Source organism: Nocardia callitridis (genome assembly GCF_039543305.1).
In the GTDB taxonomy this organism is placed as follows: Bacteria; Actinomycetota; Actinomycetes; order Mycobacteriales; family Mycobacteriaceae; genus Nocardia; species Nocardia callitridis.
In genome coordinates this window covers 1,756,755-1,768,661 of record NZ_BAABJM010000001.1, presented here as the reverse complement: position 1 = coordinate 1,768,661, position 11,907 = coordinate 1,756,755, and the positions used below count along the sequence as shown (strand labels likewise).

Sequence of the window (11,907 nt, the reverse complement as noted above, 5' to 3'; positions counted from 1 at the left end):
GGCCACAGTCGTCCGAGTCGGCGGACGCACCGGTAAGATCACCGGTGGTGTGCCGGGAAGTCTGGTCGGCGTGCGGTCCGAGTGACCGCGGCCATGACCGCACGCCCGAAAGGCCCCGATGATCACGCGAGTGCGCTCGGAACTGACCCGCTACCTCCGCACCGAAACGGTCGGCGGCACAATACTTCTCATCGCCGCAGGCGTGGCATTGCTGTGGGCGAACTCGCCGTGGAGCCACGGTTACCTCGCCATGACCGAGTTCACGCTGCCTGTACCCCCGCTTCATCTCGACCTGACGCTCGGCGACTGGACCCGAGACGGGTTGCTTGCCATCTTCTTCTTCGTCGCCGGGCTCGAACTCAAGCGTGAACTCGTCGTCGGCGAACTGGCCGACTTCCGGCGAGCGCTGCTGCCGATCATCGCCGCGACCGCGGGCGTGATTACCCCCGCACTGATCGCATTCACCGTCGGGTTCGGCGTACCAGGCATGGATCGCGGTTGGGCGGTCCCGGTGGCGACCGACATCGCGTTCGCGCTCGGCGTGCTCGCGCTCACCGGCTCACGCATTCCTGCCAGCGCTCGAGTGTTCCTACTCAGCCTCGCCGTCGTCGATGACCTGATCGCGATCTTGTTGATCGCCGTGCTGTTCACCTCGGCGATCTCGCTGCTCTGGTTACTGGCCGCGGCCGCGTGCTTCGCGGGGTGGGCGTTGTTGCAGCATCGCCGAATCAACACGCCCGTGGTCTACCTGCCACTCGCGTTGATCGCCTGGTATGCCCTGCACGAGGCGGGCATCCATCCGACGATGGCCGGTGTGGCGCTCGGATTGCTCACCAGGGTGCGACCGGACGAAGGTGAGCGAGAATCGCCTGCCACCCGCTGGGAACACTCGCTCCAACCGCTGTCCGCGGGGCTGTGCGTCCCACTGTTCGCGTTGTTCGCTTCGGGAGTTCCGCTGGACGGCAAGGTTGTCGGCGAGTTGTTCACCGACCGGCTCGCGCTGGCCATCATGCTCGGCCTTTTGCTCGGAAAGATCATCGGTATCTTCGGGATCAGCTGGCTGGCGATCCGGTTGGGCGTCGCCAAACGTCCCGTCGGGCTGGGCAATCGCGACATGTTCGCCCTGTCGGTTCTCGGCGCGATCGGGTTCACCGTTAGCCTTCTGGTGGCAGAACTCGCGCTCGCCGACGTCGGCGACGGGTCTGCCGCCGAATTGGCGAAGGCCGCCGTGTTGGTCACTTCAATGGCGGCATCGTTGGTCGGTTCGGCGTTACTGTTGCGGCGTGGGCGTGTCCACCAATCGCTACGGGACGCGGATACGCAGGATGATCAGGGCAGTGCGGCCGAGACAGTGCAGGGACAGGCAGTGCAGGGACAGGGAGAAGGGTCAACCAAGTGAGTTTCACCCAGGGCGGTAATGGAGCGCAGAGCGCCGGCGGAGACGACGTGCGCCACGGTCACACGGTCACCTCCATTCCGCTGTCGGACACTGATCCCCACGGCACCTCCAGCTTCGGCAGTCTGGTTCGCGACGCCACCGAGCAGGTGTCCACCCTGGTCCGTGCCGAGGTGGAACTCGCCAAGGCGGAGGTGACCGGTGAGATCAAGAAGGGCCTCACCGGCAGCGTCTTCTTCATCCTCGCCCTCACCGTGCTGCTGTTCAGCACGTTCTTCTTTTTCTTCTTCCTCGGCGAGCTGCTCGATCTCTGGCTCGCCCGCTGGGCCGCGTTCCTGATCGTGTTCGGGCTGATGGTGCTCACCACCGTGCTGCTCGCGCTGCTGGGGTATCTGCGGGTGAAGAAGCTGCGCGCACCCGCCAAGACGATCGACTCGCTCAAGCAGGCGCGCACGGTGCTGCCGCAGGGTGTCGGCGCGTCCGCGCGCCAGGATCGGCTCACGCAGGGACACGGCGCGATCGAACTGGACAAGCCGGGTGCCTGAGCGCGCCGTTCCTCGCGCGAACCTCGCCCACTAGGCTCGTCGAACGTGCCGTCGAACTACCTCCCGGACCCCTCCAGCGTCCGTTACGACGGTGACTGGAACCATCGCGACGTGCATGCCAACGGCATTCGGTTTCACATCGTCGAATCGGCGTCGACCGAAGCACATCCTGCCGACGACGCACCACTGGTGCTGTTGCTGCACGGATTCGCCGACTTCTGGTGGTCGTGGCGGCATCAGCTCACCGCGCTCGCCGAACTCGGCTACCGGGCGGTGGCCGTCGACCTGCGCGGCTACGGCGACAGCGACAAACCGCCACGCGGCTACGACGGGTGGACCCTCGCCGGTGACGTGGCCGGTCTCATCCGCGCGCTCGGCCACACCGACGCGACCCTCGTCGGACATGCCGAGGGCGGTTTGGTCTGCTGGAGCACGGCCGTGCTGCACCCTCGGTTGGTGCGCTCGATCGCGCTGGTCGGTTCACCGCATCCCGCGGCGCTCAAGAGCTCGATCCTGCGTGATCGGCACCAGCGCGGCACGTGGCTACCGAACTTTCTGCGGTATCAGCTCCCACGCTACGGCGAACACCGACTCACCACCGGTGACGGTTTCGAGGTCGAACGACTGCTGCGCGCGCGGGTGAGCGGAACATGGTCGGGAACAGCCGAATTCGTGGACACGGTGCGTCGGATGCGCACGGCGATCCGTATCCCGGGCGTCGCGCACTGCGCGCTGGAATATCAGCGCTGGGCCTTCCGCAGCCAGTGGCGTCCCGACGGTCGCCGCTTCATGGCCACCATGCGCGAGCCGATCCACATTCCTGTACTGAGCATGCGCGGCGAATACGACCCCTACCTGTTCGAGGAAACGATCCGTCGCGGCGCCCGCCTTTCGCCGCGACGGCAGGTGCGCAGCATTCCCGGCGCCGGCCATTTCGCCCACCAGGAGAACCCGGAGGCGGTCACCGCCGAGTTGGCGCAACTGCTGGGCTGAGTACCGCTCAGCCCAGCACCGCTCAGCTCAGCACACATCCTCCGGTACCCACCGGCACCGTGACGTCGGTGGCGATGTCGAGTTGCTCGCGTACCTCGTCGAGGGTCAGCACGTAGCCGGTGTCGTCGTCGGTGACGGCCGCACCGAACACCACGCCGAGCACGTCACCGTCGGCGTCGACCAACGGCCCACCGGAGTTACCCGCGCGCACCTGCCCACGCACGGTGTAGACCTCGCGCTCCACCGTGCCGTCACGGTAGATGGTCGGTCCGGTGAGATCGAGCGTCTCGCGAACCCGCGCCGCGCTCACCGTATATTGGCCGCCGCCCGGATAGCCCAGCACGATGGCGCTGTCACCCGAACGCGCCGCCGCGGGAGCCTGGCGCACAGGGGGCGCGGTGAGGCCAGGAACCGCGAGGATGGCGATGTCCTTGGAGGGGTCGAACAACACCACCTGCGCGTCGAGCGGTCCGCGCGCGGAATCGACCGACACATCGGTGGTGCCCGCGACGACGTGCGCGTTGGTCATCACTCGCTCGGGTGCGATCACGAAACCCGAACCTTCCAGCGCCCGTTGGCAACTCGGGGCCACGCCCCGAATACGCAACACACTCTGCTGCAATTCACGGGCGGCGGGACTGGACAAGAGGTTCGCGTCCGGCGGGTCGACAGCCGCGATCGGCGCACGACCGAACGGACCGATCACGTCCGGCAGGCCGGAGGTGTTGAGCAGTTTGGAGAACTCGTTCGGCAGCCGTCGCAACCAGTTCGGCGCCACATCGTTGACGTCGGCGAGCACGCGAGAACCGTTGATCGCGGTCGCGATGGCGGGCTGCGAGGATGTGGCCAACGGCAACGCGAGCAGCCATGCGGTGACCAGCACGGCCACCGCCTGCAACACCGCACCGGTCACACTGTCGACACCCCTGGTGAACGGGTGGTGCATGCCGCCGCGCGCCGCGCGCCCGAGCACCATGCCCGCGACCTCGCCGATGATCACCAACAGCACGATCAACAGCACGCCGGTGAGCACTCGCGCACGGCCCTCGTCGACGTGCAGCAGGATGTGTGGCGCGATCAGGATGCCCGCCACCGCGCCGAGCACGACGCCGAGGAAGGCCAGCGCCGAAGCCACCGCACCTTGGCGCCAGCCCGAGGAGGCGGCCAGCAGTGCGAGCAACACCACGGCGATATCGAGCCATACCGATGAACTCATGACGTCATCCCCACCGCGGCCAGCGCGACGTCCAGGTCACGGACGTCGGATCGGTCCCATTCCATTTCCCACCCGGCGGTCTTGCTGATCGCCGCGAGTATTCCGCCGGTCAGTCCCCAGACCAGCAGCCCGTCGACCTGAAAGGCGGGGCTCTGGTAGCCGAGTCGACCACGAACGACGAAACGGTTGGTAGGAGCCAATAACTCGGCGAGCGACACACGCACCACGCGCTCGGTCTCGGCGGTGTCGACCACATCGACCGCGCTCGGCTCGCGCCAGTAGGCGACCACCGGGGTGACATCGAAACGTGAAGGCGGCACGAACAATTTCGGCAAGATGGCCAACGGCTCGACGCCGGAGCGATCGAGCCCGGTCTCCTCCCACGCCTCCCGCAGGGCCGTATCGACCGGTCCGGTGTCACCGGGATCGACCGCACCGCCGGGAAAGGCGACCTGGCCGGAATGCTGGCGCATCGTGGAAGCGCGTTGCGTGAGCAACACATCGGCGTCGGCGGGCAGACCGCCGGGAACATCGTGGTTCGGTTCGACCGAGCCGCCGAACAGGACAAGGACGGCGGCTTGCCGTGGGGTCGAGGTGATCGTCATCGCCCTGCGTACCGCGCGCGAGATCGTCAAGGTATCGGTCGTGTCCGTCGACGGCTCGATCGCCCTACTCAACCATTTCGGAATGTCTTGTGGGACGGGCAAGGTCATGCGTCGACCTCGCACCCACCACGCACTGTTCGCGCCCGCAGCACAAACTCACCACCGATCTGTCCGCCCCGTCGCGGAAGTTTGGGCAACTTCACGCGGCTACTCCGAGTTCGTTCGCGACCGTTGCCGCGATGTCGTCGACCCCGGTGAATGCTCGCACCATAACCCGCGCGACCGATCCGTCGGCTCGCAGCAGTACCGAAACGGGGAGCACCGCGGGCGCCCCTACCGCGTTTCGCACCGCGGCCTCGGCGTCGAGCACACCGGGCACCCGGATACCCATGTCGGTGAGCCGCGCAAGCGCCTTGGCCTCATCGGGATCGCTGTGCACCGTCAGCACCGTAATCGCGTTTCCCGCTCGCTGTGCGTACTGCCGCAAATACGGCAACTCTTCGGCACACGGCGCACACCAGTACGCCCACAGGTTCAGCAGCGCCGGTTTACCGCCGAGCGCGGCGGCGATGTCGGTGGATCGGCCGTCGGCCAGGCATTTCACGGTGATTCCCGCGAGCGGTCCCGCGCTGGTCGCCCCCGGTTCGGCACGCGGACACGGCGCGAGTTCAGCCGCCGCGCGCGCCTGCTCCGACACGCCGGCGTTGGGGGGTGCCGCTCGGTCGCGGGTGTTCTCGGTGTGTTCGGCACGCGGCCACAGCGCGACAGTGAGCCCGACGACAACGATCACCGCGACCAACAACCAGCGCCACCGGTTGCCCGATCTCACCGCCCCACCAACTCGAGCAGGTGCTGCGCCTCCGGACCTTTCACCAACTTCGCCGCTGTCTCGGGGTCGGTGGGTCCCACCCCGAAGGACGGACAGTCCTTGGCGAGCACACACACGCCGCAGGCCGGTTTACGCGCGTGACAGACCCTGCGGCCGTGGAAGATCACCCGGTGCGAAAGCATCGTCCAGTCTTTGCGCTCGATGAGCGCACCCACGATGTGCTCGACCTTCACCGGGTCTTCTTCCTCGGTCCACTGCCAGCGCCGCACCAGCCGCCCGAAATGCGTGTCGACGGTGATCCCCGGGACGTCGAAGGCGTTGCCGAGGATCACGTTGGCGGTCTTTCGCCCAATCCCGGGCAAACGCACCAATTCGTCCAGGGTGTGAGGCAATTCACCGTCATGGTGTTCCAGCAGCGCCTGTCCCAGGCCGATCAGCGAGCTCGTCTTGTTCCGGTAGAAGCCGGTGGATCGGATGTATTCCTCCAGCTCCGCGCGGTTTGCCTCGGCGTAATCGCGGGCGCTGCGGTACTTCGCGAACAGGGCGGGCGTGGTGAGATTTACCCGCACATCGGTGGACTGTGCGGAAAGAATTGTCGCCACCGCCAATTCGAGCGGATTGGTGAAATCCAGCTCACAATGCGCGTCGGGGAAGGCTTCGGCGAGCGTCCGGTTCATTCGGCGCGCCCTGCGGGTGAGACCGAGCCGGGTTTCCGCTTGTCGCGCCCGCGTTTTCCGCTTCGGTGCCGACGGCCGCGTCGGCGGCGCATCGGTCTCCTCGGCGTTGGTGGAAAGCCCGTTTTCAGCGGCTGAGGAGGAGGAGACGCGCACCCGACCACCATACGGAATCGTCGGAGAGGCTTGTCCTGTCAGTTCCACTGCCGTGTTCCATCTGAGACCTCGAGCGTGTTTACTCCTCCGTATGCAAGGACTCGCTGTGGCGCTCTTCCCAGTGGTGTTGATGCTGTTCGCGTTGGGTATGGAGCGGGTCGAACATCGACTCAGCAAGCTCCTCGAGCCCGACGAAGAGGTGCAGCATTACCTGGACAGTGCAAGCAACGCCGAGGTGAAAGAGCTGAGGAAGCTCGGACTCCCCGCGGGTGTCGCCCGGAAACGGAAGCGACGCGCCCGCACCGAGGAACTGGATGTGGCACGAGCAAGCTGACCCGGCGTGAGTCGCGTCCGGGGTGTGGACACCGCCGGGGGACGCGCATAAGCCTTCGTTCAGACACTGGTACGGTTTTGCGCTGCGCCACGCAATCCACTCTTTACGTGGTGTCCATCACTGCGCGACCACCATGCCGCGTAGACTGCACTGTCGGCCGAGTCGCTTTCGGTCCAGTACAGAGCCATATCCCATAAGGAGCACATTCGTGGACGAGGCCCTCGCCAGAGCAGGCATCTTCCAGGGCGTCGAGCCCACAGCGGTGGCCGCCCTAGCCAAGCAACTGCAGCCGGTGGATTTTCCACGCGGTCATGTCATCTTCAACGAGGGCGAACCCGGCGACCGGCTGTACATCATCACCTCGGGCAAGGTGAAGATCGGCCGTCGTTCGCCAGATGGTCGGGAAAACCTGCTGACCATCATGGGCCCATCGGACATGTTCGGCGAACTGTCGATCTTCGACCCTGGTCCGCGTACTTCGACGGCCACAACGGTCACCGAGGTGCGAGCCGTCACGATGGACCGCGAGGCCCTGAAGACGTGGATCGACCAGCGCCCGGAGATCGCCGAGCAATTGCTGCGCGTGCTCGCCCGTCGTCTGCGTCGCACCAACAACAACCTCGCCGACCTCATCTTCACCGATGTCCCCGGTCGGGTCGCCAAGGCGCTGCTGCAGCTCGCGCAGCGGTTCGGCACGCAGGAGGCCGGCGCATTGCGGGTCACCCACGATCTCACCCAGGAGGAGATCGCTCAGCTCGTCGGCGCCTCCCGGGAAACCGTGAACAAGGCGTTGGCCGACTTCGCGCATCGCGGGTGGCTGCGGCTGGAAGGCAAGAGCGTGCTCATCTCGGATTCGGAGCGTCTGGCCCGCCGCGCGCGGTAGGTCCGACACCCGCTCGATCGAGCTTGGTGCAGCACACCGGAATCAGAGCTCCCTGATTCCGGTGTGCTGTCGTTTCCTCGGCAGTCGCCGGATCTAGCCTTCGGTGCGCAGGTAATCCAGTTGTGCCTGCACCGAACTGCGCGCGGCCAGCCAGAGCCGCTTGTCCACATCCGCGTACACACGACGCACCACGGCCATCGCGCCAGCATCCGGCCCGAGGTCGCGCAGCGCCTCGCGCACCTGGGTGAGGCGCTCGTGCCGATGATCGATGTAGTAGCGCACAACCGGCTCCGCGTCCGGATGGTCGGGTCCGTGCGCGGGCAGTAATGCCTTGCCCGCGCCCGCCGTCACCAACCGATCCAGCGACCGTAGATAGTCACCGAACGCGCCGCTGCGTGATTCGAGAACGGTGGTACCTCGGCCGAGGACCGTGTCTCCGGTGAGCAGCGCGTCATCGAGCACGAAGCTCATCGAATCGACGGTATGGCCGGGGGTGGCAAGCACGTCGATCCGGAGACCAGCCGCTTCGATCACCTCGTCGTCGACGAGCGGATCGGTCCCGCCGCGCAGGTATTCGGAATCCTTCGCACGCACCGGAGTTCCGGTCTGCGCGACGAGTCGATCGATCCCACCGGTGTGATCGTGATGATGGTGGGTGATCAGAGTCAGCGCGATCTCGCCGCCGGTCGCGGCCACGATCGCCGCCGTGTGCGCCTTGTCCTTGGGGCCTGGATCGATCACCACACAATCCGATCGGCCCGGTGCCCGCAGAATCCAGGTATTGGTTCCGTCGAGCGTCATCTGTCCCGGATTGTCCGCCAGCACTACCGAGGCGGTCGTGGTGACCTGTCGCAGTTGCCCATAGGCGGGGTGTTCAAGTGCCATGCCACATTGTCCTCGACTGTGATCTTCACGGCCACGACGCATGCGCGCTATCGCCGTGGCGGTTAACGAACCTCGACGATCAGTTCGACCTCGACCGGGGTGTCGGCGGGCAATTCGAACACGCCGACCGCCGAGCGCGCGTGCGCACCCGCGGCACCGAAAACCTCACCCAAGAATTCCGACGCACCGTTGATCACGACCGGTTGGCCGCTGAATCCCGGTGCGGAGGCGACGAATCCGACGACCTTGACCACCCGGACCACCTCGTCGAGTCCGACCAGGTCGTGCACGGCGGCCAGGGCGTTGAGCGCGCACCACTGCGCGGCCTGCTTGGCGTCCTCCACCGTCACCTCGGCGCCGACCTTGCCGACCGCCGTCAGTTTTCCCTCGACGAACGGCAACTGGCCGGAGGTGTAGACCAACGAACCGGTTTTGATCGCGGGAATGTAGGCCGCCACCGGTGCGACGACCGGGGGCACCGTCAACCCGAGCCGGGTGAGGTTGCTTTCCCACTGTGTCGAGGCGCTCATTACTTCGGCCGCTTCAGGTACGCCACGTGCTGTTCGCCGGTCGGGCCAGGCAGCACCGTCACCAATTCCCAGCCGTCGGCACCCCACTGGTCGAGGATCTGTTTGGTCGCGTGCGTCAGCAGCGGAACGGTCGCGTACTCCCACAAGGTCGCATCACTCATGACGTGAGCGTATAGGCACGACCTGCGACGGTCGGTCCGGGAGTGGTGCCAGAGCGCCTCCGGGAGTGCGCTGCCGCACTGTCTGGTACGCCGACGGGTAGACACCGGCGAACTGACCGGATCTCTCGGACGTGATCGCAGAACGGCCTATAGGCTCGCGAACGTGGGAGTACCAACAGCAGTGCCGCTTTCGGCTGCGCCCGGGCAGGAAGCCGGCTGGCCGCAACGTGCGGAAAAGGCCCGCTTGCACTATGTCTCCGGTAAGGGAGGCACCGGCAAGTCGACCGTCGCCGCCGCGCTCGCGCTCGCGCTGGCCGCGGGCGGACGCCGAGTACTGCTGGTGGAGGTGGAGAGCAGGCAGTCCATCGCGCAGCTGTTCGACCTGCCGCCGCTGCCACCCACCGAGACCAGGATCGCGACCGCCGACGGCGGCGGCGAGGTTTTCGCGTTGGCGCTCGATATCGAGCACGCGTTCCTCGAATACATGGACATGTTCTACAACTTGGGTTTCGCGGGGCGCGCGATGCGCAGGATGGGTGCCATCGAGTTCGTCACCACCATCGCGCCCGGACTGCGTGATGTGATCTTGACGGGCAAGATCAAGGAGTGCGCGGTCCGAGTCGACAAGGCCGGCAAGCGAAGCTATGACGAGGTGGTCGTCGACGCGCCACCCACCGGCAGGATCGCCGGGTTCCTCGACGTCACCAAAGCCATGCTCGAGGTGGCCAAGGGCGGGCCGATCGCGGGTCAGGCCGAAGGGGTCTCGAAGCTGCTGCATTCGGATCAGACGATGATTCACCTGGTCACACTGCTGGAGGCGCTGCCGGTGCAGGAAACCGTCGACGCCATCACCGAATTGCAGGCCGCCGATCTGCGGATCGGCACGGTGATCGTCAATCGGGCGAACAAGAGTCAATTGCCGCAGGAGATCCGCGACAGCGCCGCCGACGGCGCTCTCGATACCGAGGCGATCCGCGCCCGCCTGGTCGACGCGGGAATCACCGTGTCCGATGCGGATTTCCGCGGGCTCATCGACGAGACCGTCGAGCACGCCGCGACCCTGCGCGCGCAGGACGACAGCGCCGACGAACTCGCGGAAGTGGACGTCGCACGGATGTACCTGCCCGCCCTCACCGACGGCATCGATCTCGGCGGGCTCTACGAGCTGGCCGAACACCTGAGCACCCAGGGAGTCCGATGAGTGAGGCGAGGTCGAACGCGGCGGCCCGACTGGATATTTCGAAGATCATCGACGACCGCACCGCGCGCATCGTCGTCTGCTGTGGTTCCGGCGGTGTCGGCAAGACCACGACCGCCGCCGCCATCGCGTTGCGGGCCGCCGAGCGCGGACGCAAAGTGGTGGTACTCACGATCGATCCGGCCCGTCGCCTGGCTCAGTCGCTGGGTGTCGCCGCGTTGGACAATGTGCCGCAACGGGTTGCACTCGACCCGGCGGCCAAGGGCGAGTTGCACGCGATGATGCTCAATATGCGCCGCACCTTCGATGACATGGTGCTCGAGCACACCAGCGCGGAGAAGGCCGAGCAGATTTTCGCCAACCCCTTCTATCAAACCGTCGCCTCTTCCTTCGGCGGCACGCAGGAATACATGGCGATGGAGAAGCTCGGTCAGCTGGCCGGACACAAGGAGTGGGACCTGATCGTGGTCGATACTCCCCCGTCGCGCAATGCCCTCGACTTCCTCGACGCGCCCAAGCGGCTCGGGAACTTTCTGAACGGCAAGATGATTCGAGTGATCATGGCGCCGGGGCGTGGCGTCACGCGCCTGGTCACCGGCGCGATGAGCTTGGCGGTGCGCGGGGTGTCCACGATCGTCGGCGGGCAGATGCTCAAGGACGCGTCGAATTTCCTGCAATCGCTGGAGTCGCTGTTCGGTGGGTTTCAGGAACGGGCGGAACGCACCTTCGCGATGCTGTCCGAGCCGGGGACACATTTCCTGGTGGTGGCGGCGCCGGAGCCGGACGCGCTGCGCGAGGCGTCGTTCTTCGTCGACCGGCTTTCCACCGAACGCATGCCGTTGGCCGGGCTCGTTCTCAATCGGACCCATCCGGTGCTGAGTGCGCTCTCGGCGGGGCACGCGCTGGCGGTGGCCGACCAGCTGGCCGAGTCCGATCCGCAGACCGCGGCGGTGCTCCGAATCCATGCGCAGCGGGTGGTGGTGAACAAGCGTGAGCAGCGCCTGCTGCAACGCTTCACCGGCGCGCACCCCCGGGTGCCGATGGCTCCGATCACCGCGCTGCCGTTCGAGGTCTCGGACCTGACGGCGTTGCGCGCGGTGGGTGATCAACTCACCGGCGCCGACGAATCCTGATCCGTTCGACGCCGGGAGACCGGATATCGCGGACGGCTACATCGCCACCTGGTGTTGACGCTGTGCCTGGAAGAAGTCGGCCCATGAGGTGACCTCGGGATGCTGCTTGAGCAATGCGCGACGCTGCCGCTCGGTCATGCCACCCCACACGCCGAATTCGACGCGGTTGTCGAGCGCGTCGGCTCCACACTGCATCAGCACCGGGCAGTGGCGGCAGATGGTCGCCGCTTTGCGCTGAGCGGCGCCGCGAACGAACAGTTGGTCGGGATCTACTTCCTTGCATCGCGCCTGGGCCACCCAGGCGATCCTTGCTTCGGCCTGCTCCACGTCCAATCGAGCGATGGGGGTTGTCATGTGCATTTGGTGTGC

General features: G+C 66.3%; 15 protein-coding genes. 7 read left to right on the top strand and 8 right to left on the bottom strand.

Translation table 11 applies throughout. From position 1 onward, the window contains the following. Positions 1–118 precede the first annotated feature (118 nt). Genes nhaA through ABEA50_RS07505 form a run of 3 tightly spaced genes read left to right on the top strand, consistent with a single transcriptional unit; the run spans position 119 to position 2,934 of the window. Positions 119–1,399, top strand: coding sequence for a Na+/H+ antiporter NhaA (gene nhaA, locus ABEA50_RS07515; RefSeq protein ID WP_345494319.1), 1,281 nt, complete (start codon positions 119–121; stop codon positions 1,397–1,399). Beyond that, on the top strand, positions 1,396–1,941 hold the full coding sequence (locus tag ABEA50_RS07510; RefSeq protein ID WP_425577543.1) for a phage holin family protein: 546 nt from the start codon (positions 1,396–1,398) through the stop codon (positions 1,939–1,941). The genes nhaA and ABEA50_RS07510 overlap by 4 nt, the downstream gene beginning before the upstream one ends. Before the next feature lie 45 nt (positions 1,942–1,986). Beyond that, positions 1,987–2,934 (top strand): alpha/beta fold hydrolase, encoded by a 948-nt coding sequence (locus ABEA50_RS07505; protein ID WP_345494318.1) that lies wholly within the window; start codon positions 1,987–1,989, stop codon positions 2,932–2,934. 22 nt (positions 2,935–2,956) lie between these two features. On the opposite strand, the gene ABEA50_RS07500 is transcribed toward ABEA50_RS07505, so the two are convergent. The 4 genes from ABEA50_RS07500 to nth form a co-directional block, all read right to left on the bottom strand. Then, complete coding sequence (locus ABEA50_RS07500) at positions 2,957–4,150, bottom strand: MarP family serine protease (RefSeq protein WP_345494317.1); 1,194 nt, start codon at positions 4,148–4,150, stop codon at positions 2,957–2,959. Next, a complete protein-coding gene (locus ABEA50_RS07495; protein ID WP_345494316.1) occupies positions 4,147–4,863 on the bottom strand; it encodes an NUDIX hydrolase in 717 nt (238 codons plus the stop codon). Before ABEA50_RS07495 ends, ABEA50_RS07500 begins: the two co-directional genes overlap by 4 nt. Before the next feature lie 91 nt (positions 4,864–4,954). Further along, positions 4,955–5,584, bottom strand: coding sequence for a TlpA family protein disulfide reductase (locus ABEA50_RS07490; RefSeq protein ID WP_345494315.1), 630 nt, complete (start codon positions 5,582–5,584; stop codon positions 4,955–4,957). After that, entirely contained in the window at positions 5,581–6,414 is an 834-nt protein-coding gene (gene nth, locus ABEA50_RS07485) for an endonuclease III (RefSeq protein ID WP_345494314.1), read from the bottom strand. The genes ABEA50_RS07490 and nth overlap by 4 nt, the downstream gene beginning before the upstream one ends. A gap of 106 nt (positions 6,415–6,520) precedes the next feature. Between nth and ABEA50_RS07480 the strand changes: the two genes are divergently transcribed. Next, positions 6,521–6,748 carry a hypothetical protein gene (locus ABEA50_RS07480; RefSeq protein ID WP_345494313.1) on the top strand — a complete coding sequence of 76 codons (228 nt, stop codon included), beginning with the start codon at positions 6,521–6,523 and terminating at the stop codon, positions 6,746–6,748. A gap of 208 nt (positions 6,749–6,956) precedes the next feature. Further along, positions 6,957–7,631, top strand: a complete 675-nt coding sequence (locus ABEA50_RS07475) for a Crp/Fnr family transcriptional regulator (RefSeq protein ID WP_067870775.1) — start codon at positions 6,957–6,959, stop codon at positions 7,629–7,631. Positions 7,632–7,724: 93 nt separating this feature from the next. Here ABEA50_RS07475 and ABEA50_RS07470 read toward each other — a convergent pair whose 3' ends face one another. From ABEA50_RS07470 to ABEA50_RS07460, 3 genes are all read right to left on the bottom strand, one after another. Continuing rightward, positions 7,725–8,516, bottom strand: a complete 792-nt coding sequence (locus ABEA50_RS07470) for an MBL fold metallo-hydrolase (protein ID WP_345494311.1) — start codon at positions 8,514–8,516, stop codon at positions 7,725–7,727. A 62-nt stretch (positions 8,517–8,578) separates the two neighbouring features. Further along, positions 8,579–9,046 (bottom strand): RidA family protein, encoded by a 468-nt coding sequence (locus ABEA50_RS07465; protein ID WP_345494310.1) that lies wholly within the window; start codon positions 9,044–9,046, stop codon positions 8,579–8,581. After that, positions 9,046–9,207, bottom strand: coding sequence for a DUF4177 domain-containing protein (locus tag ABEA50_RS07460; RefSeq protein WP_327111756.1), 162 nt, complete (start codon positions 9,205–9,207; stop codon positions 9,046–9,048). Before ABEA50_RS07460 ends, ABEA50_RS07465 begins: the two co-directional genes overlap by 1 nt. Before the next feature lie 181 nt (positions 9,208–9,388). On the opposite strand from ABEA50_RS07460, the gene ABEA50_RS07455 reads away from it, so the two are divergent. Together ABEA50_RS07455 and ABEA50_RS07450 are read left to right on the top strand one after the other, a co-directional pair. After that, positions 9,389–10,408 carry an ArsA family ATPase gene (locus ABEA50_RS07455; RefSeq protein ID WP_345494704.1) on the top strand — a complete coding sequence of 340 codons (1,020 nt, stop codon included), beginning with the start codon at positions 9,389–9,391 and terminating at the stop codon, positions 10,406–10,408. Then, positions 10,405–11,538 (top strand): ArsA family ATPase, encoded by a 1,134-nt coding sequence (locus ABEA50_RS07450; protein ID WP_345494309.1) that lies wholly within the window; start codon positions 10,405–10,407, stop codon positions 11,536–11,538. Before ABEA50_RS07455 ends, ABEA50_RS07450 begins: the two co-directional genes overlap by 4 nt. A gap of 36 nt (positions 11,539–11,574) precedes the next feature. On the opposite strand, the gene ABEA50_RS07445 is transcribed toward ABEA50_RS07450, so the two are convergent. Further along, entirely contained in the window at positions 11,575–11,898 is a 324-nt protein-coding gene (locus tag ABEA50_RS07445; RefSeq protein ID WP_014981178.1) for a WhiB family transcriptional regulator, read from the bottom strand. Between the last annotated feature and the right edge of the window lie 9 nt (positions 11,899–11,907).

Excerpts from the sequence above, each read along its gene's own strand:
- ABEA50_RS07445 (WP_014981178.1), bottom strand. The coding sequence starts at position 11,898 with ATGCACATGACAACCCCCATCGCTCGATTGGACGTGGAGCAGGCCGAA.
- ABEA50_RS07495 (WP_345494316.1), bottom strand. The coding sequence starts at position 4,863 with ATGACCTTGCCCGTCCCACAAGACATTCCGAAATGGTTGAGTAGGGCG.
- ABEA50_RS07500 (WP_345494317.1), bottom strand. The coding sequence starts at position 4,150 with ATGAGTTCATCGGTATGGCTCGATATCGCCGTGGTGTTGCTCGCACTG.
- ABEA50_RS07460 (WP_327111756.1), bottom strand. The coding sequence starts at position 9,207 with ATGAGTGATGCGACCTTGTGGGAGTACGCGACCGTTCCGCTGCTGACG.
- ABEA50_RS07450 (WP_345494309.1), top strand. The coding sequence starts at position 10,405 with ATGAGTGAGGCGAGGTCGAACGCGGCGGCCCGACTGGATATTTCGAAG.
- ABEA50_RS07470 (WP_345494311.1), bottom strand. The coding sequence starts at position 8,516 with ATGGCACTTGAACACCCCGCCTATGGGCAACTGCGACAGGTCACCACG.
- ABEA50_RS07465 (WP_345494310.1), bottom strand. The coding sequence starts at position 9,046 with ATGAGCGCCTCGACACAGTGGGAAAGCAACCTCACCCGGCTCGGGTTG.
- nhaA (WP_345494319.1), top strand. The coding sequence starts at position 119 with ATGATCACGCGAGTGCGCTCGGAACTGACCCGCTACCTCCGCACCGAA.